This is a genomic window from Acidovorax sp. NN32 (assembly GCF_057597245.1).
Map to the genome: position 1 here is coordinate 2,863,898 of NZ_CP199679.1, position 25,277 is coordinate 2,889,174.

Here is a 25,277-nt window from a genome sequence, read left to right on the forward strand (position 1 = left end):
CGCACAGGCGGCGACCGCACAGGTGCAGTGGTGTGGCGGCGAGTTTACATCATTCATAATTATTGATTCAAAATATTCCGCACAGCTTACAATCCGCCTCATGTCTGCCCTCACCCTCACTCCCCGCGCGCTCTACGAAGAAGTGGCCGAGCAATTGCGCCAGCGCATCTTCCGGCGCGAACTGGAGCCGGGCAGCTGGATTGACGAACTCAAGATTGCCGAGGAATTCGGCATCAGCCGTACGCCCCTGCGCGAGGCGCTGAAAGTGCTGGCCGCTGAAGGCCTGGTCACGATGAAGGTGCGCCGTGGCGCCTATGTGACGGAGATGAGCGAAAAAGACCTGCGCGACGTGTACCACCTGCTCAGCCTGCTGGAGAGCGATGCCGCAGGCGTGGTGGCCACCACCGCCACACCGGCTCAGCTGCAAACATTGCAAGACCTGCATGCCGAGCTGGAGGCAGCCGCCAATGAGCGTGAGCGCTTTTTTGCAGTCAACGAGCGCTTTCACATGTTGCTGCTGGAGCTGGCCGACAACCGATGGCGCAGCCAGATGGTGGCCGACCTGCGCAAGGTGATGAAGCTCAACCGCCACAACTCGCTGCTCAAGCAGGGGCGGATTGAGGATTCGCTGAAAGAGCACCGCGCCATCCTCGGCGCGATGGTGGCGCGCGATGCCAAGGCGACGGTGAAGGCGATGCAGGCGCATTTTGCGCAGGGGCTAGAAGCGGCGACCCCGGACTGAGCCACGCGCAAAGAAGCTCTCTGATTTCGAGGTCCCGAGCGCGTGAAGACCCAAAACCCCCTCACATAGCTAAGGGCTCGACCACACTATGGTTTGCGGCCCTTCATCCACCGGGTGCAAGGCTCTTTCTCGACGGCACCCGGTGTGCTTGCACAAACAAGCGCAACCCGCTCCTGCAACAGTTTGAAAGTAGCCGGGTCTTTGGCTGCCTTCGCCAGCCACTGAATCCCTTCCGTTCGGTTTTCCGGCATCCCAATTCCAGCCAGCAGCATGAAACCATAATCCATCTGGGCTTTGTGATGATCTCTCTGTGCGGCCTTTAAAACCCACTGGCCAGCAAGAACCCAATCTTTGGCTACCCCGCCGGTACCTTGGGCATAGATGTTTCCCAGGTTGTACTGAGCAGACGCATAACCCTTTTGTGCAGATATTTCGTACCACTGTATAGCCTTTTCCATATCCTGGGGAAAGTCATCGCGCCCCGTGGCATAGATATGCCCGAGGTTGAATGCAGCCACTGAGTCTCCTTGTTTTGCCAGATCCTCCAGCAGCGTTGTGGCTTTGCGGATATCTCGCGGTACACCCCGCCCTTCTTCGTAAAAATTGGACAGGTTAAATGTGGCCGCAGAGACTCCGGCGGCTGCCGCTTTTTCAAACCACTTGACTGCCAACCTGTCACTGCGGTCTCCCCCCAACCCCTCCGCGTAAAAACCAGCTAAATTGTTCTGCGCAGCCCCGTCCCCGCTGTGAGCGGCAATGAGGTACCACATTTTTGCCAGCACATAGTTCCCCCCCTTCTGCGCACGGTTGCCATAGCGTGTCGCATTACTCCAAGCAAGAAACACCAAGCTCAGCAACAGCGCGGCCAACAGAATATTTAGAATTTTTTGACGGTTCATTTTTATAGACTCTCCGCATTGGGCAATGGCTGATGGCCATTCCACCCATCGGCAGAGAAACGGCTGTATTGCGACGTTGAAAATTCTAAAGGCGGGATGACACGGCCAATTGCAGCATCGCCAGCAAACGCGCCCTCATCACCATTGCGCATACAGGAATAAACCATTTCTGACAAAGCCGCAAACCGCAGACGTGTGACAGCGCTGACGCTGGATATGATGCCCAGGGCCTCTGTCGCGCCACCTTGCAGAATGCTCCCCCGCTTACTTTCAGAGTTTGATGACCTTCGCCCCACCCGATATCGCCAGCGTGCAAACGCTGCCCCAGCTTCTCGCCTACCGCGGTGCGCGCACCCCCAACTCCGAGGCGTACCGAGCCTTCGACACCAGCTCCCAAGCCTGGACGAGCTTGACCTGGGCTGAGACAGCCCAACGCGTGGGCACATGGGCCCAGGCCCTGGCGGCCATGCAACTGCCCGCAGCGGCGCGCATCGCCATCCTGCTGCCCAACGGCCTGAACGCCATGTGCGCGGACCAGGCAACCTTGGCCACCGGCTCCGTTCCCGTGCCGCTGCATGCCATCGACAACCCCGGCAGCATTGCCTACATCCTGGCCGACTGCGAGGCGTCGATGCTCTTTGTGAGCCACGTGGAGCAGTGGGAAAAAATTCAGGCCGTCGGCACGCCATTTCCGGCCCTGCGTGCAGTGGTCATCACAGATGACGGCGCCTCGCTCACCGCAATACCTGCGTCTGGGGGCGGCACTGCGGTCGGTTCGCTGGCGCAATGGCTGGCTGGTGCGACACATGCGGGCAGCGCAACCGTTCCCAAAGCCCCGGAGGCAGACGACCTGGCGGCCATCGTCTACACCTCTGGCACCACCGGCAAGCCTAAGGGCGTGATGCTCACGCACCACAACGTGATCAGCGACGTGAAAGCCGTGCTGGAGCGCATTGCGCCCACGGTGGAGGACGTATTCCTGTCGTTCCTGCCGCTGTCGCACACCTTCGAGCGCACGGGCGGGTACTACCTGCCGATTGCGGCGGGCAGCTGCGTGGCCTATGCGCGCTCGGTGCCCCAACTGGCCGAAGACCTGAAGACGGTGCGCCCCACGGTGCTGGTATCGGTGCCGCGCATCTACGAGCGCATCCACGCCAAGCTGCTCGAAAAGTTGTCACCCACGCCCTGGAAGATGCAGCTGTATGAAGCCGCGCAGAACAAGGGCTGGGCGCGGTTTTGCGCCGCCCAAGGCTTGCCCACGCCGACGCCCGACGCCAACAGCCAGGCCGCAGGCTGGATGGCTGCCCTGCCCTGGCCGGTGCTGCAGGCCCTGGTGGCAAAGCCGCTACTGGCCCAATTTGGCGGCCGTGTGCGCGTGGCGGTGAGTGGCGGCGCACCGCTGTCGCCCACCATTGCGAAGTGTTTTCTGGGCCTGGGGCTGCCGCTGATCCAGGGCTACGGCATGACCGAGACCGCACCGGTGGTGTCGGTCAACGCACTGGACGACAACGACCCCGCCTGCGTAGGCAAGGCATTACCCGGTGTGGAAGTGCGCATTGGCGAGAACCGCGAGCTGCAAGTGCGCGGCCCCATCGTGATGAAGGGCTATTGGAAGCGCCCCGAAGACACGGCCAAGATATTGAGCGCCGACGGCTGGCTGGGCACGGGCGACCAGGCCGAGATCGTGAACGGCCGCATTTACATCAAGGGCCGCATCAAGGAAATCATCGTCACCTCCACCGGCGAAAAGATCCCACCGGGCGACCTGGAGCTAGCCTTGCTGGCCGACCCTTTGTTGGAGCAGGCCTTTGTAGTGGGCGAAAACCGCCCCTTCATCGCCTGCGTGGCCGTGCTCAAGCGTGACGAATGGCAGCGGCTGGCGGGCGATCTGGGTCTTTCGGCCCAAGACGCCGACAGCCTGAACAACCCCAGTGTGCACCGCGCCGTGCTGGCCCGCATCGAAAAGAACACCGCCAGCTTTGCCCGATACGCCGTGCCGCGTGCGGTGCACCTGACGCTGGAGCCCTGGACCATTGAAAACACCTTCATGACGCCCACGCTCAAGCTCAAGCGCAACAACCTGATGGCGCACTTTGCCGAGGCGATTGAGGGGATGTACCAGAAGCCTGGCGGACGCTAACCCCTCGGAAGTTCACCGTCAGGACACCAGCATTCCTTGGTCGAGCAGACCTCGAACGATGTCGGCCTGGCGGCGGTCCCGGTTGCGCTTGAGTGGTTCGCGCGCGGGGGCTTTTTCTGCCATCCAACGCTTGAATTTCACGAAGGTTGCCGGAGCGATGGTGCGCATCATCGCCATGTGTCCGGTGGCCGATGCCACAACGTGCTCGAAGCGCGGCGCGGTGGTCAGTACCGAAGCGCGGACGGCCTGCACAGGCCACAGATCATCCTCGTCGGAAGAGAAGCGGAAGGGGTGCGGGTCATCGCCCTCGGCCATCCTGCGCAGGAAGTCCACCTCAAAACCTTTGGCGTTGATGGCAGTCTCGTTTTGACCTTCCTTGCGCTGGAAGGTGGAGTCTGCGCGTTGCAGTACCTGAAGCATCGACACGTCTGAACGCTCCATCTCGGTGATGAACCGCACCCTGCGGCGGGCATCCCACAGCAGATCCACATCCTGCGTAGCCAATGCGCCCTGCACGATGCGTACACCCGCTGCGCTTTCGTACGCATACAGCGAATGCGTCCCAACCACGGTGAAGTGCTCCGCCAGGCCCGCGTCTTCGAGCGCCTGCAGAATGTCGATCACCATCGCAGGGGTGCGGCCGACTTTCAAGGCCTTGTTCAGCCGCTGAGCGTCAGTGAGCGCAGCGCGCAGAGTCTTGAGGCGGTCCTCCACGGCTGTCTTGCGACTTGTGAACTCTTTGTAGACCCCCTCCGTTTGTTCATTGCGCGGTCCGATGCGCTCCTGGCTGTTGTCGCGCTGGGTCTTTACAAGGTATTCGTAGGGGCCTTGTGCCTTCCAGTACATGCCGCCCGCATATTGCGATGCCTGTTTGCGGGTGCGCTGGTACTCCTCGAAGATGGTGATCGAGTCGATGAACTGCCGCGCAGCACTGTCCGGAAGGGGAAGATAGTCCATTGGCCGTATAAATTTCAATTTTTTATTTTATACGGCTAAATCGCTTTTAGGCGCTCCCCCGCATATGCCACCCCAAACCGGTTAGCCAGAAAATCCCCCAGCCCCAACGCTTCCTGACCTACAAAACCCCGCTGAGGCAACCGCCCCTGGGCCACCAGGTCGAGCGCCGTGCAGATGCCTGCGGCCGTGGTGAGTTGGATAGCGCTCAGCGTGTGCCCCGCCACCTGGGTGCCGATGATGCGGGCGGAGTACGAGTCCTGCACCAGCCGACCGCCCTTCAGGCCGGATGCGGTGGCAAACACCACAATCACATCCTGGTCGGTGGTGGGAATGGCCGTCTCCAGAATGTCCTTGAGCAGATCGCGCCGGTCACGCAGGCGCAGGTCGTTGAGCAGCAGCTTCAGGATGGCGTTGTGGCCGGGGTAGCGGATGGACTGGTAGTCCACCTGGCGCGCCTTGCCTGCCAGCGTCTCGGTCAATGTGCCCAGCCCACCCGAGGTGTTGAACGCCTCGTATTCCACACCGTCGAGCGCGAAGGTTTCCAGCCCTTCCAGCGCGGGCACTGTGGTGCGCACTCCGTCCACAATGGCCTCGCAGGGGTTGCAGTATTCGTTGATGAGCCCTTCGGTGCTCCAGGTCAGGTTGTAGCGCAGGGCGCCCTGGGGGTAGCGCGGAAGCGCGCCCACGCGCATGCGCAGCGTGTGCAGGGTGTCAAAACGGCGCGCCAAATCGTTGCCCACGATGCCGATGAAACCCGGCGCCAGGCCACATTGGGGCATGAGCACGCTGCGGGCGTTGGCCGCCAGTGCGCGGATGGCCTGGGTGCTTGCCACGTCTTCGGTCAGGTCAAAGTAGTGCACTCCGGCTGCGGCACAAAGCGTTGCCACCGGCACGGCGCGGTGAAACGGCAGCGCGTTCAGCACGGCAAAACGGCCATCGATGGCGGTCTGCAGGCTTGCGTCGTCTGTCGCCAACTGGGTAGATACGCCTAGCGCAGCCACCTCGGCCAGGCGCGCCGGGTCGCGGTCCACCACCAGGATGTCGTAGTCGCCGGCCTGCTGCAGCAGCAGCGCCATGGCAAAGCCGATGTGGCCCGCGCCCAGGATGGTGATGGCGCGGTGGGTGGCGGTGTAGGTGTTGGAAAGGGTGGTCATGGCGGCACTCCCGGTGGTGGTCACTGCGTGAAGCAGTGAGCGGTGTTGAAGATGCCTTGATGCTAGGCAAGGGTGCTGTCAATGTGTAGCGCTAATAACGTCGAAAAACGCTCTTTGTTTTGCCATAACGGCGAATATGATGGACGTTATGACTTTTTGGGTAGGAGCCCATGACACAACCCCTGGACGACACCGACCGCCAGCTGCTGAGCCTGCTGCAGGCCAATGCCCGCGAGGGCACGGCCACGCTGGCACGCAATCTGGGGCTGGCCCGCACCACCGTGGTGGCGCGCATCGCGCGGCTGGAGCGCTCGGGGGTGGTCGCGGGTTACGGGGTGCGACTGGGCACCCGGCTCGATGCCACCACCGTGCGGGCCTGGTGCAGCATCAGCGTGCTGCCCAAAACCGCGCCCACCGTGCTGCGCGCGCTGGAGGCCATGGCCGAGGTCGAAGAGGTCTCCGCCGTGAGCGGGCCGTTTGACTATCTGGTGTTCTTGCGCTGCACCAGCCATGAGCAGCTCGACGCCCTGCTCGACAAGGTGGGGCAACTGGACGGCGTGCACCAGACGCAGACCAGCATCGTGCTCAGCCGCAAGATTGATCGCCGCAGCGTGGGGGCGTGAGCACCATTAACGCCCGCATTCACTTCATTTTTGATAGCTGCTTGCGCTTTATAGATAATCGATAGAGCCAAATTTCACCAAAATTCAATGACCTGCATCAGGTCTCGAATTGCTTCGGGTTCTTCCCCTGGATCGGCGCATAAAACGCCTTGATACGCGCCATGTCGCTGTCCAGGTCACCCGTGGGCTCGAACACCGGGCCCAGGCCGCCCACCTTGCGACCATAGTCCACAAACGCGAGCACGATGGGCACACCCGCTTGCTGGGCGATGAAGTAAAAGCCTGTCTTCCAGTGCCGCGTCTTGCCGCGGGTGCCCTCGGGCGGCACGATGAGCTGCATGGGGCCATCGGCCTCCCGCATCGCCTGGGCCGACGTGGCGACCAGGTTGCCGGACTGCTCCCGGTTCACCGGAATGCCGCCCAGCCAGCGCATCACGCCACCAAACGGCGCCTTGAACAGGCTGTGTTTGCCCATCCAGTACACCCGCAAGCGCAGCGAGAACGCCAACATCAGCGTGTAAGGCAAGTCCCAGTTGCTGGTGTGGGGCGCGGCAATCAGCACACTTTTGGCGGCGTGGGTGGGCAAAGCGCCTTCAATCCTCCAGCCGGTAATGCGCAGCGTAAAGCGGGAAAAGGCGCGCAGGAGCGTGTTGACAACCGGGGTGTCAAAAATGGTGTGGTGCATGAGGGGGAGGCAGAAAACAGGCAGCGGCGGTCGTGCCACCGTCAATCGCAAGCGCCGGGAGTATCGCCGATAGCCCCTATGCCCAGTTTTGAGGCAGGGCAACCTGCCCGCGGAGAATCTCCGTTGGCGGCATTGTCAACAATCTTCTCCCGGCCTCACTTTGGTCAAAAAGATCTGGCATTTCGAAGGCGCCTGATCAGAATGACTGGCATGGCTCTCCTTCCCCGGAGCCGACCCACCACGCCGCGCTACGCCCTGGACCATGCTGCAAGCCACCCGCAACGACGACACCACCTACCGCGACCGCAAGCGGTACGCATGGCTATTGTCGCTGGTGGTGCCGTGCACCGTGGTCGTCGGCCCCGCGCTGATGCTCTGGACCGGTGAGACGCTGGCGCTGTGGACGCCGGTGGTGTTTTTCTACCTGGTAGCGCCGTTGCTGGACTGGCTGCTGGGCGTGGACCAGAGCAACCCACCCGAATCCGCCGTGCCGGCGCTGGAGCGAGACCGCTACTACCGCCGCATCACCTACCTGCTGGTGCCGGTGCTGTGGGCGGCCTTTATCTTCAGCACCTGGTTTGTGGCCACGCAGACGTTGCCCTGGCATGGTGTGCTGGCCATGGTGTTGACCACGGGCACGGTGGGCGGCTTCTGCATCAACCTGGGGCATGAGCTGGGCCATAAAAACTCCAAGCTCGAACGCTGGCTGGCCAAGTTGGTACTGGCACCCACGGCCTACGGGCACTTCTTCATCGAACACAACCGGGGCCACCACCGCGACGTGGCGACCCCGGCCGACCCGGCGTCGTCGCGCATGGGCGAGTCGATCTACCGCTTCGCGCTGCGCGAAATGCCCGGAGCCCTGCGCCGGGCCTGGGCGCTGGAGAAAGACCGGCTGGCGCGCCAGCAACAACCGCAGTTTTCCTGGCACAACGAAATCCTGCAGCCCGCGCTGATTACCCTGCTGCTATGGACCGCCCTGGCCCTGTGGCTGGGCCTTTTCGTGCTGCCGTTTCTGGTAGTGGCCTCGTTCTGGGCCAACTTTCAGCTCACCTCGGCCAACTACGTAGAGCACTACGGCCTGCTGCGCACGCAAGACGCCAGCGGCCGCTACGAGCCCTGCCAGCCACACCACTCGTGGAACAGCAACCACCTGTTCTCCAACTGGGCGCTGTTTCACCTGCAACGGCATTCCGACCACCACGCGCATCCGCTGCGGCGCTACCAGTCGCTGCGGCATTTCGACCATGTGCCGCAGCTACCGATTGGCTACTTCGGCATGTTCACCCTGGCCTACGTACCGCCCCTGTGGCGCCGCGTGATGGACCCACGCCTGCTGGCCATGGCGGGGCGCGATGCAACACACATCAACATCGACCCGCGCCAACGCGCCCAGGTGGTGCGCCGCTATGGGCTGCGCGACGGGGCGCAGCCGGTGGGTTAGCACTTCGAAGCGCGCAACCGCACAGCGCTTTGTTGCAAGCCATTCGAACGCTCTGTTTTTGATAGCTACCAGCGCTCGCTGGATAAGCGTTAGCGCCCATTTCTATTCAAAACCACACGCTGGTGCTGGCCGCGAGGTCGGTGGGATAATCGCGGCTTTCCAGTTACAGCCCTGCGGGCGCCTTCGCCCCCACAGGCGCACCCCACGCAACCCCCACCCTCCCCGCTTTTCTAGTTTGCCCGTGGAAACCACCCTGAGCCCCTGGCGCATGTCCGTCGCCCCGATGATGGACTGGACCGACCGCCACTGTCGTTACTTTCACCGGCTGCTGACCCGCCAGACCCTGCTGTACACCGAGATGGTGAACGCGGGCGCCATCATCCATGGCGGCACCGAGCGGCACCTGCGCTTCAACCCCGAAGAGCACCCTGTGGCCCTGCAATTGGGCGGCAACGAGCCCGACAAGCTGGCCGAGGCTGCTCGCCTGGGCGCGCAATGGGGCTACGGCGAAATCAATCTCAACTGCGGCTGCCCCAGCGACCGGGTGCAGCGCGGCGCATTTGGCGCCAGTCTGATGAAGTCGCCTCAGCTGGTGGCCGACTGCGTGAAGGCCATGAAGGACGTGGTCAGCGTGCCCGTCACCGTCAAGCACCGCATCGGCATCGACAAGGTGGAGGACTACGGTTTTGTGCGCGACTTTATCGGCACCGTGGCCGACGCCGGGTGCACCGTGTTCATCGTGCATGCGCGCAACGCCTGGCTGCAAGGCCTCTCCCCCAAGGAAAACCGCGATGTCCCGCCCCTGCGCTACGAGGTGGTGCACCGGCTCAAGGCAGAGTTTCCGCAGTTCACCATCGCCATCAACGGCGGCATCACCACCGATGCGGTGGTGCAAGAGCAGCTCACGCACCTGGACGGCGTGATGATCGGTCGCGAGGCCTACCACAACCCCTGGTGGCTGGCCCGCTGGGACCAGCTCTACTACGGCGAACAAGGTGGTATGCCCTGCCCCCTGACGCGCGAAGAGGTCGAAATCAAGATGGTCGAGTACATGGAGCGCGAGGCTGCCCAGTACGGCACCCCCTGGCCCCACATCGCCCGCCACATGCTGGGCCTGCGCCACAGCCTGCCCGGTGCCCGCATCTGGCGCCAGGTGTGGAGCAACCATCTGTTCAAGGACCGCCCTGCGCGCGAGGTGCATGCGCTGGCGATGCAGGCGTATGCCAACGCGCCTGAATCTTCTGCAGACCCAGCAGCCCAGGCCCTGGCTGCCTGACGCCGCGCAGGGGGTGATGGCTTGCGGGCAGAACCAAAGCGTGTGCAAGTGCGCGGAAAAACCCAAGCCACCGCGCCCGTCGCTTTGCGCGCACCCGTGGCAGCGGATGCAGAGCGCTTTGTCACTTTGGCCCAGCGCAGCCAGGCCCTGCATACACCCTGGACCTCGGCGCCATCGACCCCCGAGTCGTTTGCAGCCTATCTGGCGCAGCTGGACACGCCTGCGAACCAGGGTTTTCTGGTGTGCCGGCCGCCCAAAGCGGGCGAAGGCGAACAGATCGCGGGCGTCTTCAATCTCTCACAGATCGTGATGGGCAACTTTCGCAGCGCTTACCTGGGCTACTACGTCTTCGCCGGTTACGAGCGCCAGGGTCTGATGCGTGCGGGCATGCAACAGCTGCTGCGCCACGCCTTTGGGCCACTGAAGCTGCACCGGCTGGAGGCGAACATCCAGCCCGGCAACGCAGCGTCCATTGCGCTGGCGCGGGCTTGTGGCTTCCGGCAAGAAGGCTTTTCGCCCCGCTACCTCAAGATCAATGGCCGCTGGCGGGACCATGAACGCTGGGCGTTCGTGGCCCATTGAGCCACCTTCGGCTCCTGGTTAGGCGGTGCTGCACTTTCACCAAGCGCGCAGCGCATCATTGCGGTGAAGTCAGCCTACCCAGCCACGCCGCCAGCGGCTCCGGCCGCCCGAACAGGTAGCCCTGCAGGCAGTCACACTGGCTCGCCACCAGAAAATCTGCTTGTGCACGGGTTTCCACCCCCTCGGCCACCACGCGCAGGTTCAGGTGGCTGGCGACCGAGATGATGGACTGCACGATGGCGGTGTCGCTGGGGTCGTCAGGGGTGTCGTCCACAAAACTTTTGTCGATCTTGAGCTCATACAGCGGCAGCCGCTTGAGGTAGGCCAGGCTCGAATATCCGGTGCCGAAGTCGTCGATGGAAAAGCGCACGCCCAGGCCCACGATTTCGGTCATGCGGGCGATGGTGTCGTCCAGGTCTTCGATGAGCAGGCTCTCTGTCACTTCGAGGATCAGGTTGGCTGGATGGGCGCCGGTGTGGGCCAGCATGTGGCGCACACGCTCGACAAAGTCGTCCTGGCGGAACTGCCGCTCGCTCACGTTGACCGACAGCGACAGCTCGCGCCCCGCAGTCTGCAGGCGCGCCAGGGTTTCGCAGGCCTGCTGGATCATCCAGTCGCCCATGCGCAGGATGAGGCCCGAGGCTTCGGCGATGGGGATGAAGCGGCCGGGCGGCACATTGCCGCGCGTGGGGTGGTCCCAGCGCATCAGCAGCTCGCCGCCCACCACGGTGCCGGATGCGTCCACCTGGCTCTGCACGAATGCAGCCAACTGGCCCAGAGCGTGGGCTTTCTTCAGGTCCTGCTCCAGCGCCAGACGTTCCTGCACATCGGCCTGCATGGCCGCCTCATAAAAGCGGATGCGGTTGCGGCCCAGGTCCTTGGCGCGGTACATGGCGGTGTCGGCCTCGCGCAGCAGATCTTCCACGCCTTCGCCGCGCTTGGGGAACAGCGTAATGCCGATGCTGCCCGTGGTGCTGTAGAGGTGCGTGTCGATGGTATATGGCGCTTCCAGCGCAGTGCGGATTTCTTCGGCCACCAGCAGGGCCTGGCGCCCGGCGGCCTCCATATCGGTCGCCACGTTGTGCGCCAGCACCACAAACTCGTCCCCGCCCAGGCGGGCCACGGTGTCGCCGGGGCGCAGCTGCTGCGTGAGGCGCTGCGCTACCTGCATGAGCAGCGTGTCGCCCAGCGTGTGCCCCCGCGCGTCGTTGATCTGCTTGAAGTTGTCGAGGTCGATGTACAGCACGGCGCCCACCTGCGCCGTTTGCTGGGCGCTGCGCAAGGCGTGCTCCATGCGGTCAAGGAGCATGCGCCGGTTGGGCAGGCCGGTGAGCGCGTCGAAATAGGCCAGCTGGTGCGTGCGCGCCTCGGCCTGCTTGCGCTCGGTGATGTCGCGCGAGAGCGCGATGAATCGGGGTTCATCGCCCGGCGCAGCGCTTTCCTTGCGGGCGATGGACAGCTCAAACCAGTGCGTAGCACCCTGGAGTTCCAGGCGGTACTGATGGCCCGCCGAATAGCCCGTGCGGTCCGCGGCCTCCAGCGCTGCATGGCAGCCTGCGGCGGCCTCGGGCGGGACCACGTCGCGCAGCAAGCGACCCAGAAACATCTCGGGCGGCACGGCCAGTGCTTCGGACCTCGCCGACCGGTAGTGGTAGATGCAGCCATCCAGCCCCACCTCAAACAACAGGTCGGGGATGGCGTTGAGCGTGCTCTCCAGGTCATCGCGCGTGGCGCGCAGCTCCGCCGTCATGTCGCGCGCCAGTGCCACGGCCCGCTCGCGCCCCGTGGCCAAGATCCAGGTGAACCAGGCCAGCAACAGGCTCAGCACCGTGCCCATCAGGGCCACAGGGTGGTGCCCCTCATCCTGAAAACGCGCTGCAAACGCAGGCAGGGGCGACATCTGCAACACCCAGCGGCGGCCACCCAGTTCCAGCACACGCCGTGCCTGCAGACCCGAGGGGGCATCCCCCTGCACAGCGGCCTGGTGCACAACGTTGCTAAATAGCAGGGTTTGAGCGCCTGCGCTGGTGTCGTCGGTGATCCGAAAGCCGATGTCGGCATCAAACTCGCGCGACATGCCGTGGATCACGTCTTCCAGGAGGAACGGCGCAGACACCCAGCCAGCAAGGCCTGCACGCCGACCATGTACCGCGCGTGTATCGACGCCCGCGCCATACAGCGGCATGTACATGACCAGCCCCGGGCTGCTGTTTTGCAGCAGCGTCAACTGGCCGGACAAGGCGAGCTCTCCGGTGTCACGGGCCCGGTCCAGTGCTTCCTTTGCTGGGGGAAGTGTCAGCACATCGAATCCCAGCGCCTTGAGGTTGTTGCCCTCCAAGGGCTCGATGTGGGTGATGGGCGCCAGCACCTCGCGCGCACCTTCGGGGCGCACGGTGTATTGGGCAAAACCGCGCTGGCGCATGTCATCCAGGTGTGCCGCCAGCGCCGAAGCGGGTAGCTGCATGACGAGCGAAACCCCCTGCAGGCCGGGGCGCGTTTCACGCAGCTGGAGCGCCCCCACATAGGCCTGAAACTCGGCCCGGTCGATGCGCTCGGACCCTTCAAAATACCCCTTGACTCCGCGAAGCACCACCTCGTAGGTGGCCATCCGATCCTTGAGGTTGTAGGCGATCTGGTCGGCCGCGACCTGAAAGTTCTGCTCCTGCTTGGCGCGGGCACCGCTCTCGGCGCTCTGCCAGTACAAGAATGTCAGCCCCAGGGTCAGCAGCCCCACCAGAGGCGGCAGCACCACAGGAACCCACCGGTGGCTGGTGGTCCCCTTCCCTCCTCCAGAGGAAGGCGCCAAGGGTGTGGACCCAGCGGCTGCATCGACGATCCCTGCCGGAGAATGTTGGGTCATGGCGTTCTGGGTGATGTACGCGCCACGGTCGGCAAAAGCCACCGCCGTGGCGATCTGCACCATTATGGGCATCTGTCCGGCACTAGAAAGCAGTATTTGCGCACACACTTTGCACACAGGGCAACGCTGGGCGGGCATTGTTGGATATGCTCCCTGCGCACCATCCTCAACACCGCACCAGGAGCCTGAGCACGGCTCCCCCACCACCACCCTCGCACACCAAAGAACCAGCATGCCATCGCTTGATTTCGACCTGGAGGAATCCCATTTCCGCGCGTTCTACGCAGAGCAATCCGCTGCGCTGGAAACCGCCTGCGCCGCCTTCACCGCCATGGTGGCCGCTGTGGTCACGCAGTCGGGTGGGGTAGAGATCGCCAAGGTGGAGGGCCGCGTCAAGGATGTGGATGAGTGCATCCGGAAGTTCGTGCGCAAATACCGCCCGGCGCTGGAGGAAAACAACACGCCCTACGAGATCCCGCACTACATCACCGACCTGGTCGGCGTGCGTGTGGTGTGCCTGTACGAGGACGAGCTGGAGAAAATTGCGGCCATCGTGCGCGGGCACTTTGCCGTGATCGATGTCACCGACAAGGTGACGGCGGTGGAAAGCACCGAGGCCTCATTTGGCTACAAAGGCCTGCATCTGGACCTCAAGCTCAGCCATGCCGAACGCACGCAGCCTGAGCATGCAGCCTATGCCCACCTGCCGTTCGAGCTGCAGGTGCGCACCATCATCCAGGACTCCTGGAGCGTGCTGGACCATCGAATCAAGTACAAGAAATCGATCCCAGGCGAACTCAAGCGCCGCATCAATGTGCTGTCAGCCCTGTTCGAGCTGGCCGACCGCGAGTTCCGCCAGATCCGCGACGCCACGGCCGCCGAACTGCTGCAAGCCCCCGACGAAACCGCCGAGCCGCTGCCCGACCCTGCCACCGCCGACAACCCGCAGGCCCCCAGCAAGGCCCAAGCCCCCAGCAGCGAGCTCAACGCGTTCACCTTCCTCAAGATTGCAACGCACTTCTTCAAGGATTTTGAGTTCGAGCCTTCCAAGGTAGACGGTTTTGTGGACGACATTCAGGCGTGGTCCCGGGGCATGACGCGGGCCCGCTTCAATGCGCTGATGCGCGAGACCGTGGGCGTGGTCAAGCGCTACAAGCAGCACTTCGAAGAACAAAACCCCCAGGCCAGCTTCAATCCGTATACCGTGATCCGGCATTGCCTGTACCTGAGTAACAAGACCGCGTTCCGCCCCGCCCTGCGCAACTCGGCCCGGGAGTCGTTCGAGGCGTGGCTGCAGGAGCAGACTGAGCCAAAGCCGCAATAATTTGAGAAAAATTGGGCCCTACCGCTCGTCCAGATTAAATTTACAGCTATCTATTCAATAGCAATTTGACTGGCATCGGCTTATTGGACAAGCTCTAAGTGAGACGCCCTGATCTGTCGCATAGGTGACTTGGCATTGGTGGTTTTCCTCCATGCGCTTGTTACGAAGTGCTGTTATATTGCACTGCAACATAACGGAGTTTCGCCCATGCTGTATCACATCTACGAAACCCAGCGCTCCCTGATGGAGCCCTTTACCGATTTCGCGCAGGCTGCTGCCAAGCTGTTCAGCAACCCCATGTCCCCCTTCAGCGAAAGCCCGCTGGCGCAGCGCATGTCTGCGGGCTACGAACTGCTGTATCGCCTGGGCAAGGACTACGAAAAGCCCGCTTTCGAGATCCATTCGGTGGATGTGGACGGCGTCGGTGTGGCAGTGCACGAACGCATCGAGATGGACAAGCCGTTCTGCGAACTGCGCCGCTTCAAGCGTTTCTCGGACGACACCGCCACCTTGACCAAGCTCAAGGCCCAGCCTGTGGTGCTGATCGTGGCGCCCTTGTCGGGGCACTACGCCACTTTGCTGCGCGACACCGTGCGCACCATGCTCAAGGACCACAAGGTCTACATCACCGACTGGAAGAATGCCCGGCTGGTCCCCCTGGCCGAGGGCGAGTTCCACCTCGACGACTACGTGAATTACGTACAGGAGTTCATCCGCCACCTGCAGGGCATCTACGGCAACTGCCATGTGATCAGCGTGTGCCAGCCCACCGTGCCCGTGCTGGCAGCCGTGTCCCTGATGGCCAGCCGTGGCGAAACCACGCCGCTGACGATGACCATGATGGGTGGCCCCATCGACGCCCGCAAATCCCCGACTTCGGTGAACAACCTGGCGACAAACCGTAGCTTTGAGTGGTTCGAGAACAACGTGATCTACCGCGTGCCCGAGAACTTCCCCGGCGCAGGGCGGCGCGTGTACCCAGGTTTTCTGCAGTACACCGGCTTTGTGGCCATGAACCCGGACCGCCACGCCAGCAGCCACTATGACTACTTCAAGGACCTGATCAAGGGCGACGACGCCAGCGCCGAGGCCCACCGCAAGTTCTACGACGAGTACAACGCCGTGCTCGACATGGACGCCGACTACTACCTGGAAACCATCCAGACCGTTTTTCAGGACTACAAACTGGTGCACGGCACCTGGGATGTGCGCTCCCCCGACGGCAAGATCGAGCGCGTGCGCCCGCAGGACATCACCACGACCGCCCTGTTCACGGTGGAAGGCGAGCTTGACGACATCTCCGGCTCGGGCCAGACCGAAGCCGCGCACGATCTGTGCAGCGGCATCGTGCGCAAGGAACAGCGCCATCTGGAGGCCAAGGGCGCGGGCCACTATGGCATCTTCAGCGGCCGGCGCTGGCGCGAAGTGGTCTACCCCCAGGTACGCGCTTTCATCCTGGAACACGAAAAGCCCCAGGCGAAAATCGCAGCCCCCGTCACGGAAACGCCGGACGACAACCCCCCCCACCGCGCAGCAGCAACAACAAAAGCCGCAGCGCCCGCCGCCAAGGCAGCCGCCAAGCCACTCGTCAAACCCGCCGCCACAGCGGCTGTAAAAACGCCTGTCAAAGCAGCCGCCAAAACGCCGACCAAGCCCACGGCCAAGGCGCCTGCGGCGGTGGCCACCCGCTGGGTGGCACCTGCACCCGCAGCCACCACCAGCAAGCCCACCGGCGCTGCCGCACCCGCTGATGTGGGCGTTGCCACGCCAGCGAAGACTACGGTGACCGCCGCGGCATCTGCCCGCACCCGCCGCAATGCGGCACGCAAGGCTTGAGCTCCCCCCGGTCAGCTTCTGCATCAACTGCCGCCGTCCTCACGCTTGCGGCGCGGATCGACGCGGCCTTGCCCCAGACACAGTGCACACGCTGCGGCTACCCCGACTGCGCCACATACGCCCGGGCCATTGCCGAAGAGGGCGTGCCCATCAACCAGTGCCCCCCTGGGGGCGCTGAGGGCATCGCCCGCCTCGCAGCCATCACGGGGCAAGCACCGCTGCCGCTGAGTGCAGAGCATGGTGTGGAAGCCCCACGCACCGTGGCGTACATCGACGAAGCCTGGTGTATCGGCTGCACGCTGTGCATCAAGGCCTGCCCCACCGATGCCATCGTGGGCTCCCACAAGAAAATGCACACCGTTGTCGAGCCCTATTGCACCGGGTGCGAGCGGTGCATTCCGGTGTGCCCTGTGGATTGCATCCAGCTCGAAAACGCCAGCGGGAATGCCACCGGCTGGGCCGCATGGTCGGGTCCTTTGGCGCAACAGGCGCGCCTGCGCTACCAGGCACACCGTGAACGCCTGCCCTTGGAAGCAGTACCGGACGCGGATGATGAAACCCCTCCGTCCTCCGTTGACAACGGCCCTGTCCCTGCCTCCGTCGCAGATACCGCCACGGCGCAGGTTGCCCGCCAGGCCACCATTGCAGCAGCCCTGGAGCGAGCCCGCCAGCGGCGGTCACAAGCTCCGCGCTAGGTTGGGGGCTCTGAGCAAGAGCCCTCTTCATCCGCCCAGGTCGACAAGGACCGGGAAATCTTCAGGCCCAGCCCTCCCTGGCACTTTGAGGGAAGACAAACCCCGCAAAATCGAGCACATTGGAGCAAATTTCACGTTCAGACGGCGCATCGAACAGCCCCCCGCTGCAGGGCAACCTTCAATGATTCAATAAGAGCGTCCCCACCCGCCCGCCTAGCACAGATCTTCTCGACAATGCACATCGCGCAATATTAGCTGGGATTAATGACTATACCAACCAAATCAATACAGCCGCGATTTCAAATGGAATGTGCAATCCATGCAATCTAGCCTTCCCACCACATTGTGGCGGCACCGCAGTTTGGTCCTTGAACTCGTCAAGCGTGAATTTTCCAGCCAATATCGCGGTTCCTTTGGCGGAATATTTTGGTCGCTGGCGCAACCCCTCTTTTTACTGACCATCTACATTATCGCATTTGGAGTAATTCTCAAATCTCGCTGGAACAATGCAGGCAGCGCGGCTGACTATGCATTCATGTTATTCGCCGGGTTGATTATTTTCAATGCATTTTCAGAAGTCCTGAATAAATCACCTCTTTTGATAGCCAGGAACCCAAACTTCGTGAAGAAGGTGGTTTTCCCACTAGAGCTATTGCCCGTCGTTACAGTAGGAGTAGCCTGCCTTCAGGCATTACTGGGTACAGCGATTTTACTGGCGGGATATATAGTTTTCATGGGGAAGCCTTCACCCACGGTGCTTCTTTTTCCCTTTATCCTGCTGTGCTTTTCACCCATGCTGCTGGGGTTGGCATGGCTTCTCTCCGCTGTGGGCGTTGCGGTGAAGGACATCGGCCAGCTGACAGGCATGCTCAGCCACTGCCTTCTCTTCCTAACCCCGATTTTCTACAGCATGGATTCTGCCCCTGAATTGCTGAAGAATTTGCTGATGCTCAATCCTCTGACCTTTATCGTCGAGCAGTTTCGCCTCGTGCTTCTGACGGGGGGACTGCCCTCCTTCTTGGGGCTTGCGGTCTATACCGGCCTTGCCAGTGCTTTTTCGTGGGCCTCGTTGATACTGTTCAGACGGCTGCGCACAACGTTTGCGGACATGGTTTGAGCGATGTCGGACATTGTCATTTCCGTACAGGATGTCAGCAAGTGCTATCGGGTATTCGACAATCAGCGCTCACGCCTCCTGCATGCATTGTCTCCTAGGCACACAGAAGGAATGCAGGAAATATGGGCACTGAAAGACATCAACCTCGAGGTCAGGCGGGGTGAATCGCTGGGGGTCATCGGCCGCAACGGCAGTGGCAAAAGTACCTTGCTGGAAATAGTGACCCAGACCCTGACTCCGACGACCGGCAAGGTACAGGTGAATGGGCGAGTTGCCGCATTGCTGGAATTGGGCAGCGGGTTCAACCCGGAATACACAGGCCGGGAAAACGTCCTGCTGAATGGCTTGTTGATGGGATTGACGCGATCAGATGTAGAGCGCCAATTCGACGACATCGCCGCATTTGCTGATATTGGCGATGTGCTGGACCGGCAGGTAAAAACCTATTCGAGCGGCATGCTTGTTCGCCTGGCTTTTGCCGTACAGGTAGCATTGACGCCAGATATATTGATTGTTGATGAAGCACTGAGCGTAGGAGATTATTTTTTCCAGCAAAAATGTTTTGGACGCCTTCGAAAAATGCGGGAAGACGGTTTGACCCTGCTTTTCGTCTCACACGACATGGGGACGGTACGTGATCTTTGCAAAACAGCCCTCTATTTGCGCCATGGCATGGCTCAATTCATGGGCGACAGCGGATCCGCGATACGGCACTATTTCAATGAGGATGCGCCGATACTGCCTGCACACACCACGAAAACACCCACCTCACACCTTGTTGCAGTCACTGCGGATGCTCAAAATCCCATGATTTTCAACAATGCGTTCTGGACCAAACCTCAAAACCTTCGCAACAGGTTGATGGCAGTTAGCATCCAGGATCACAATGAGAACGAAATTGGGCATGCCAGGATGGGTTCTGATGTATATATAAAGGTACATTACCAAAGCCATCTGAATGATGTCGGCACGACAGTGGCATTGGCAATAAAAAACCGCTTTGACCAAGTCATTTTTGTCACCAATGCCCGGCGCTTGGGCGTGGAAGACTGCGAAACAGAAAAAGGGAGCAGCGCAGTTTTTGTGTTCAAGGTGACGCTGGCCATGGAAGCGGGACTTTATTCCTTGAAAATTGGTATTCACCAACCAACCGGCATCAACAAGGGCAGAGAAATCGACAGTACTGGCTGGTTTGGGCCATTCAGGATTGACTGGGACTACGAGACAGAATCAGCACCATTTCTTGGGATGTTTGGACTCCCGGCAAGCGGAGAATTTATGGCAATAACCTCTGTGCAAAATTGACACTCAAAAATTTCCCACTAATGTACAAATTTTGCCATAGCGTTTCGCCGTGCAGTTTCAATGGAGATTGAATTGCAGGAATATAAAAAAATTCCAAAAAAATGGCTTGCAAAGTTCTTTGCGATCATCAAGAAACCGTACCAACTACTTGGTACTTTTAGAATAATTTTGCATATCGCTTTTTCAGCATTTCGCCCATTGCGTCCTATTTTCCGACATTTTGCAGCCCCCTTCAAGCCGCGGCTAGGCAATCTCAATCAGTATGCGCCAAGGCACATGGTGCCGCCTAGAGTGATACCAAAGACGCAATCATCTACAATTTTCCCCAAAATTTCACTGATCACACCTTCATTTAAGCAGGGTAATTTCATTGAAAATACAATAACAAGTGTTCTGGACCAAGAATATCCCAATCTGGAATATTTCATTCAGGATGGCGGCTCCCAGGACGAAACTATCTCCGTTCTGAAAAAATTCGAAGCAAAATTAACCGGATGGGTATCCGAAAAGGATACGGGGCAATCGCAAGCGATCAACCGGGGTTTCGCTCGAACGACGGGTGAAATCATGGCGTGGCTCAATTCAGACGACCTGCTCTTGCCGGGCGCCTTGAGCACCGTCGCAGACTACTTTGCCCGCCATCCCGATGTTGACGTGGTCTATGGAGACCGCTTGCTCATCGATCGAAATGGAATGGAGATTGGTCGCTGGATCATGCCAGGGCATGACAACACCGTATTGTCTTGGGCAGACTATATTCCGCAGGAAACACTCTTCTGGCGGCGACGCATCTGGGACAAGACCGGAGCCCAAGTCGACGAATCATTCAGGTTTGCCATGGACTGGGATTTGCTGATCCGTTTCCGGGACGCCGGTGCAAATTTTTCCCACATCCCCCGCTTCCTGGGCGCATTCCGGGTTCATGAACACCAAAAGACTTCTGCCAATATCAATGACATTGGCCAGCAGGAAATGAGCCGGATACGCGAGAAAATCCTCGGCAGAGTCCCTGACTATAAAGAGATACGGAATGCCGTGCTTCCCTATCTCTCAAGGCACATGCTTCGCGATTTGGCATTCCGGATGCGGCAACCACTCAAGCGTGCACATTGAGCTGGGTGGAGCGTGCTCTTCAAGCTGGCTGCAGCCACTACATCGACCAATACGCCGCCAAAAGCAAACTGGCTGGATTCGAGACAAAGGAATTGGAAATGAGAAGAGCAGAAAATGGGAAGGCCGCCCGGAGGTACCGGCCTGGCGACGAGGTGTGGGGGCCGCGCCCATGACCGCGACCAATAACGGCTCAGCAGTCCGGGCACCGAGGGTTTATGTGGCCGGCCACAGCGGCATGGTCGGTTCGGCCATCGTGCGTGTGCTTGAGCAACAAGGTGGTGTCCAGATCATTGCACGCACCCACGCCGAACTCGATCTGACCTGCCAGGCGGATGTGCGTTCGTTTTTCAAGGATGAAGCTCCAACCCACGTCTACCTAGCCGCAGCCATGGTGGGGGGTATACACGCCAACAATACGTATCCCGCAGAGTTCATTTACCAAAACCTGATGATCGAGGCGAATGTCGTGCATGAAGCCTGGCGAGCCGGTGTTCAGCGCCTGATGTTCCTGGGTTCCAGCTGCATCTACCCCAGACTCGCGCCACAGCCCATGGGTGAAGACGCACTGCTGACCGGCACCTTGGAGCCCACCAACGAGCCCTATGCCGTTGCCAAAATTGCGGGCATCAAGCTGTGCGAGTCTTACAACCGGCAATATGGCACCGACTATCGCAGCGTGATGCCCACCAACCTGTATGGCCCGGGCGACAACTATCACCCAGAAAACAGCCATGTCATTCCGGCACTGATACGGCGTTTCCACGAGGCAAAGCTCGCCCATGCGCCCAATGTCGTGATCTGGGGAACCGGTGCACCGCGCCGCGAATTTCTATATGTCGATGACATGGCGGCAGCCTGCGTCCATGTCATGAATCTCGAAAAATCAATTTACAACGCCTGCACGCAGCCTCGGTTATCACATATCAATCTGGGGACTGGCGAAGACCTGTCCATTCGGGAGCTTGCACACTTGATCAGCGACGTGGTGGGATATCCCGGCCATATCGAGTTTGACGCCTCCAAGCCGGATGGTCCTCCACGAAAACTCCTGAATGTGAGTCGCCTGGAGGGACTGGGCTGGCGCGCCCAGACTGAACTTAGGCAGGGGTTGGCCATGGTCTACGGGAATTACATGTCAACACTGCAGCAGCGTGCCAATGGATGATCCGCTGGACATGCCGTTGGTGACAGTGGCAGTGCCTTCCTATAACCAGGGGCGCTATCTGAATGCTGCACTCGAGTCCATATTTGCACAGGACATCCCCGTCGAAGTCTATGTCGCGGACGGTGGTTCCACCGACGGCACGATAGAGGTCATCCGCCGCTGGGAAGAACGGCTTGCAGGCTGGCGCAGTTCCAAAGACATGGGCCAATCGTCGGCCATCAACGAGGCGATAGCAAATGGACGTGCGCCTTTTGTCTGCTGGCTCAATAGCGACGATTGGTTGTTGCCAGGTGCGCTGAAAAGCCTGGTGGCAGCACTGCAGCACAATCCAGCAGCCCCCATGGCCTACGGACGGGTATGGAACTATGTGGAAAGCACAAAAAGAACCAATCCCGTCTTTGTCCGCCCTTTCAGCGAGTGGTGGATGGCGCAACTCTGCATCGTTTCTCAGCCCGGAACGCTGATTCGCCGCACTGCTTGGGAAGCCGTTGGAGGCGTGGACGAAACATTGCACATGACCATGGACTACGATCTTTGGTGGCGCCTTTACAAGACTCTGGGACCTCTGGAATTTGTGGATACCTTTCTGGCAACTAACCGGGAGCACCCCGAAACGAAGACGAGCACCCGGCGCAAAGCGCATTATCAGGAGGCGATAGATGTGGTTCGCCGGCATTATGGCCGGGTGCCATTAAAGTGGTGGCTCGCCCAACCATACTCGGTTTGGTATCGTTCCATGATGAGGCATTGACCACCTATTACTTCTGACATCCACAAATGGCACCGCACCGAATTCTGGTCGATTCAGGAAACTATTTCTCCAACAACGATAATCTAGGAGACAGGGCGATTTACCAGGTCATTTTTCGCCGGTTACGGCACCTCTGGCCAGATTGTCAAATACATTGGATAACCCGCAATGCAGCCCTGCTCAGAAAGGATTGTCCCGAAGTCATTGCGCTTGAGCTCACCGAAGAACGCCTCCCCCTGCCGCTGATCGCCCTTGGTGCTGATACCCGGAACCTGATAACCCAAGCATCAGCAGACTGTGCGCGCATCGTGTCGGCGCTGATGGATTGCGATATGGTGATGGCGACCGGCGGCGGATATTTCAGCGACGATTTCTCTGGTCAATCGGAAGTCATCTTGCAGACGCTGGAAGCGGGTATCAGGCTCGGCAAACCGGCAATCATTCTGAGCTGTGGATTTGAACCTGTCAGCGTTCGCAGCCTTTCGCAGAAGATGCTGGGGGTATTTCCTCTTTTGAGCCTGGTGGTCTGCAGAGAATCGCAGCAAAGCCCGATGGTGGCGAGATCCTTTGGGGTGCCAGAACAACGCCTGGTCGTAGCAGCAGACGAGGCGATTGAACTCGCGTTTGACTTGCGCCCCACAGTTCTGGGCGAAAGCCTGGGCATCAACGTCCGCCAAGCGGACTACGCCGGCGTCGATGCCAACACCCTGTCGCGCCTGCGGGAAGGATTGGGAAGTGCCATTTCACGGCTGGGTGCACCTCTTGTTGCCGGTGTGCCCATTTCGCTTGCCGGTCCTTCCGATCCGGACGCCATTGCCTCACTGCTCCATGGCATCCCGGGCATCAGCTACACCTCCTACCCGGTTGCAACGCCACAGGACGTCGTGCAGCAGATCGGTGCATGCCGTGTGGTCATCACCGGCAGCTACCACGCGGCAGTGTTCGCACTGTCGCAAGGGGTGTCGGTGATCGCCTTGGTGGCATCGCCCCACTACCGGTCGAAAATGCAAGGGCTTCAAGCCCAGTTTGGGCCCGCCTGCCACATCGTGTTTCTGGACCGCGAGGAAACGGCCACGCACTTGGCGACCGCCATACAGGATGCGTGGCAAGCAGCAGGGACTGAACGGCAGCGGTTGCTGCAAGTGGCACGACAGCAGGTCAGCGTGGGCCGGGCTGCCTACGAGCGCCTGGCCGCGCTAGTGGAGGACGTTCCAGCCAACCCGCGTGACAGCGCAACCTCAGAATTGACAGGTATTTCTACGCAGGCACCCATGAACAAAGACACCTCCGAACTCCCCGTCTGTTTGTCTCTGGAGGAAATTGAGCAATTTCGGACACAGGGCTACGCAGGGCCATTCACGGCATTCTCGCCCCATGAAATGGAAAAATTCCGCACAACGGTATGTGAGCGGGTGCTGCCCACGCCTACGCCTTATTGCCCATTCGGCCTGCGCGTGCGGCACCTAGACAGCCAAGCGGTCCATGCGATGTGCTCGGCCCCGGCCATCGTGGAACGCATGGCTTCTCTCTATGGGCCGGATCTCGTTCTGTGGAACTCCAATCTTTTCAACAAACCGCCTGCCCGGCCTGAACAGCAAGAGGAATACCCCTGGCACCAAGATCATTACAACTGGAACATGGAACCCATCCTGAACATTTCAGCTTGGCTGGCGATTACGCCGGCAACGCTGGAAAATGGATGCGTGGAAATCATTCCAGGCTCGCACCGGCAAATCATCCCTCCGGCCATCGATACCGATCCAGCCAAGAGCCTTCGGTTCGGGGGCATCGCTTCAGACCCCGCCTACGTGGATGAAACCCGCAAGGTATCCATGGTGCTGGAGCCCGGCCAGTTCTTTCTCTTCAATGAACGGCTGCTGCATCACTCCAACCCCAACCGCACCACGGAGCACCGGCTGGGACTGGCCGTCCGAGTGACGGTCCCCATCGCAAAGGTCAGCGAACCTTTCCCCTGCGTCATGTTGCGGGGTGAAGACCGCATGGGCTTCAACCGGTACATTGAAGCGCCCTTGGACGAGCCCGATTCGCACTGGCTCGCCTCCCTGCCGCCTGGACACGACTACCTCTTTGACCGCCCCATCCCGGGACGGGGCTGGCATGTCCGGGAGACCGAAGGTCCACATCACTTTGCATGGACAGGCCTGGAGCCTGAGACATGGATCGACTTCCGCCCGGTAGGCGTTGGCGATCACCTGCTGCGGATGGAAGTCGTCCACCTGTTGACGATGGCAGCTGTCAGCGAGCTTCAAATGCAGGTGAATGGGCGAGCGATTGCGGTGCACCAGGAACAAGTGGGCGACACGCTCGTCCTGGACGCCCGTGTTCCCGACGCGGTCTTGCGAAGCCGTGCGGACCGGGTCAGAGTGGTGCTCAAGGGCTCCCCCCTCGTTCGGCCCTGCGATCTGAATCCGGAGAGCACGGACAAGCGCTCTTTGGGATTGGGTATTCGCCGGATTGCGCTCTTGCCCATGGATGCCTCCGGAACTGAGGTCGAAGCTGAGGCGACCAACGCAAAAGCACCTGCACCACAACCACCCACTGCCTGGTACCGCCGGCTGCTGGGGTGAGCCCGCCGGTGGCCGAGGGCC

The 25,277-nt window shown here is 60.7% G+C and carries 20 protein-coding genes; 15 read left to right on the plus strand and 5 right to left on the minus strand.

All coding sequences use genetic code 11. The annotated features are described in order from the left end of the window. Nucleotides 1-100 precede the first annotated feature (100 nt). On the plus strand, nucleotides 101-742 hold the full coding sequence (locus ACT89O_RS13390) for a GntR family transcriptional regulator (protein ID WP_487260281.1): 642 nt from the start codon (nucleotides 101-103) through the stop codon (nucleotides 740-742). Between the two features lie 86 nt (nucleotides 743-828). On the opposite strand, the gene ACT89O_RS13395 is transcribed toward ACT89O_RS13390, so the two are convergent. Beyond that, complete coding sequence (locus tag ACT89O_RS13395) at nucleotides 829-1,641, minus strand: tetratricopeptide repeat protein (protein WP_487260282.1); 813 nt, start codon at nucleotides 1,639-1,641, stop codon at nucleotides 829-831. 280 nt (nucleotides 1,642-1,921) lie between these two features. Between ACT89O_RS13395 and ACT89O_RS13400 the strand changes: the two genes are divergently transcribed. Next, nucleotides 1,922-3,781, plus strand: a complete 1,860-nt coding sequence (locus ACT89O_RS13400) for an AMP-dependent synthetase/ligase (RefSeq protein WP_487260283.1) — start codon at nucleotides 1,922-1,924, stop codon at nucleotides 3,779-3,781. Nucleotides 3,782-3,799: 18 nt separating this feature from the next. Here ACT89O_RS13400 and ACT89O_RS13405 read toward each other — a convergent pair whose 3' ends face one another. Then, the gene (locus tag ACT89O_RS13405; protein WP_228895424.1) at nucleotides 3,800-4,738 is read right to left on the minus strand and encodes a GSU2403 family nucleotidyltransferase fold protein; all 939 of its coding nucleotides are present in this window, start codon (nucleotides 4,736-4,738) and stop codon (nucleotides 3,800-3,802) included. Between the two features lie 35 nt (nucleotides 4,739-4,773). Next, on the minus strand, nucleotides 4,774-5,892 hold the full coding sequence (locus ACT89O_RS13410; RefSeq protein ID WP_487260284.1) for a saccharopine dehydrogenase family protein: 1,119 nt from the start codon (nucleotides 5,890-5,892) through the stop codon (nucleotides 4,774-4,776). A 170-nt stretch (nucleotides 5,893-6,062) separates the two neighbouring features. Between ACT89O_RS13410 and ACT89O_RS13415 the strand changes: the two genes are divergently transcribed. Further along, a complete protein-coding gene (locus tag ACT89O_RS13415; protein ID WP_487260285.1) occupies nucleotides 6,063-6,515 on the plus strand; it encodes an Lrp/AsnC family transcriptional regulator in 453 nt (150 codons plus the stop codon). Between the two features lie 97 nt (nucleotides 6,516-6,612). Here ACT89O_RS13415 and ACT89O_RS13420 read toward each other — a convergent pair whose 3' ends face one another. Further along, complete coding sequence (locus ACT89O_RS13420; RefSeq protein ID WP_487260286.1) at nucleotides 6,613-7,200, minus strand: lysophospholipid acyltransferase family protein; 588 nt, start codon at nucleotides 7,198-7,200, stop codon at nucleotides 6,613-6,615. Nucleotides 7,201-7,462: 262 nt separating this feature from the next. Between ACT89O_RS13420 and ACT89O_RS13425 the strand changes: the two genes are divergently transcribed. The 3 genes from ACT89O_RS13425 to ACT89O_RS13435 all read left to right on the plus strand — a co-directional run bounded on the left by ACT89O_RS13425 (nucleotide 7,463) and on the right by ACT89O_RS13435 (nucleotide 10,502). Continuing rightward, nucleotides 7,463-8,644: an alkane 1-monooxygenase gene (locus ACT89O_RS13425; RefSeq protein WP_487260287.1), complete on the plus strand. Its 1,182-nt coding sequence runs from the start codon at nucleotides 7,463-7,465 to the stop codon at nucleotides 8,642-8,644. A gap of 283 nt (nucleotides 8,645-8,927) precedes the next feature. Further along, a complete protein-coding gene (dusA, locus tag ACT89O_RS13430; RefSeq protein ID WP_487262860.1) occupies nucleotides 8,928-9,920 on the plus strand; it encodes a tRNA dihydrouridine(20/20a) synthase DusA in 993 nt (330 codons plus the stop codon). A 48-nt stretch (nucleotides 9,921-9,968) separates the two neighbouring features. After that, nucleotides 9,969-10,502, plus strand: coding sequence for a GNAT family N-acetyltransferase (locus ACT89O_RS13435; protein ID WP_487260288.1), 534 nt, complete (start codon nucleotides 9,969-9,971; stop codon nucleotides 10,500-10,502). Nucleotides 10,503-10,557: 55 nt separating this feature from the next. On the opposite strand, the gene ACT89O_RS13440 is transcribed toward ACT89O_RS13435, so the two are convergent. Then, nucleotides 10,558-13,425: a bifunctional diguanylate cyclase/phosphodiesterase gene (locus ACT89O_RS13440; protein ID WP_487260289.1), complete on the minus strand. Its 2,868-nt coding sequence runs from the start codon at nucleotides 13,423-13,425 to the stop codon at nucleotides 10,558-10,560. Nucleotides 13,426-13,594: 169 nt separating this feature from the next. On the opposite strand from ACT89O_RS13440, the gene ACT89O_RS13445 reads away from it, so the two are divergent. The 9 genes from ACT89O_RS13445 (at nucleotide 13,595) to ACT89O_RS13485 (ending at nucleotide 25,256) form a co-directional block, all read left to right on the plus strand. After that, nucleotides 13,595-14,686: a GTP pyrophosphokinase gene (locus tag ACT89O_RS13445; RefSeq protein ID WP_487260290.1), complete on the plus strand. Its 1,092-nt coding sequence runs from the start codon at nucleotides 13,595-13,597 to the stop codon at nucleotides 14,684-14,686. A 207-nt stretch (nucleotides 14,687-14,893) separates the two neighbouring features. Then, nucleotides 14,894-16,522 (plus strand): polyhydroxyalkanoate depolymerase, encoded by a 1,629-nt coding sequence (locus ACT89O_RS13450; RefSeq protein WP_487260291.1) that lies wholly within the window; start codon nucleotides 14,894-14,896, stop codon nucleotides 16,520-16,522. Beyond that, nucleotides 16,519-17,217: an RnfABCDGE type electron transport complex subunit B gene (locus tag ACT89O_RS13455; RefSeq protein WP_487260292.1), complete on the plus strand. Its 699-nt coding sequence runs from the start codon at nucleotides 16,519-16,521 to the stop codon at nucleotides 17,215-17,217. The genes ACT89O_RS13450 and ACT89O_RS13455 overlap by 4 nt, the downstream gene beginning before the upstream one ends. 319 nt (nucleotides 17,218-17,536) lie before the next feature. Beyond that, on the plus strand, nucleotides 17,537-18,334 hold the full coding sequence (locus tag ACT89O_RS13460; protein WP_487260293.1) for an ABC transporter permease: 798 nt from the start codon (nucleotides 17,537-17,539) through the stop codon (nucleotides 18,332-18,334). A 3-nt stretch (nucleotides 18,335-18,337) separates the two neighbouring features. Further along, entirely contained in the window at nucleotides 18,338-19,639 is a 1,302-nt protein-coding gene (locus ACT89O_RS13465; protein ID WP_487260294.1) for an ABC transporter ATP-binding protein, read from the plus strand. A 60-nt stretch (nucleotides 19,640-19,699) separates the two neighbouring features. Next, nucleotides 19,700-20,752 (plus strand): glycosyltransferase family 2 protein, encoded by a 1,053-nt coding sequence (locus ACT89O_RS13470; protein WP_487260295.1) that lies wholly within the window; start codon nucleotides 19,700-19,702, stop codon nucleotides 20,750-20,752. Between the two features lie 169 nt (nucleotides 20,753-20,921). Continuing rightward, nucleotides 20,922-21,917 (plus strand): GDP-L-fucose synthase, encoded by a 996-nt coding sequence (fcl, locus tag ACT89O_RS13475; protein WP_487260296.1) that lies wholly within the window; start codon nucleotides 20,922-20,924, stop codon nucleotides 21,915-21,917. Beyond that, nucleotides 21,910-22,668, plus strand: coding sequence for a glycosyltransferase family 2 protein (locus ACT89O_RS13480; protein ID WP_487260297.1), 759 nt, complete (start codon nucleotides 21,910-21,912; stop codon nucleotides 22,666-22,668). Before fcl ends, ACT89O_RS13480 begins: the two co-directional genes overlap by 8 nt. 26 nt (nucleotides 22,669-22,694) lie before the next feature. Further along, a complete protein-coding gene (locus ACT89O_RS13485) occupies nucleotides 22,695-25,256 on the plus strand; it encodes a phytanoyl-CoA dioxygenase family protein (RefSeq protein ID WP_487260298.1) in 2,562 nt (853 codons plus the stop codon). Nucleotides 25,257-25,277 lie beyond the last annotated feature (21 nt).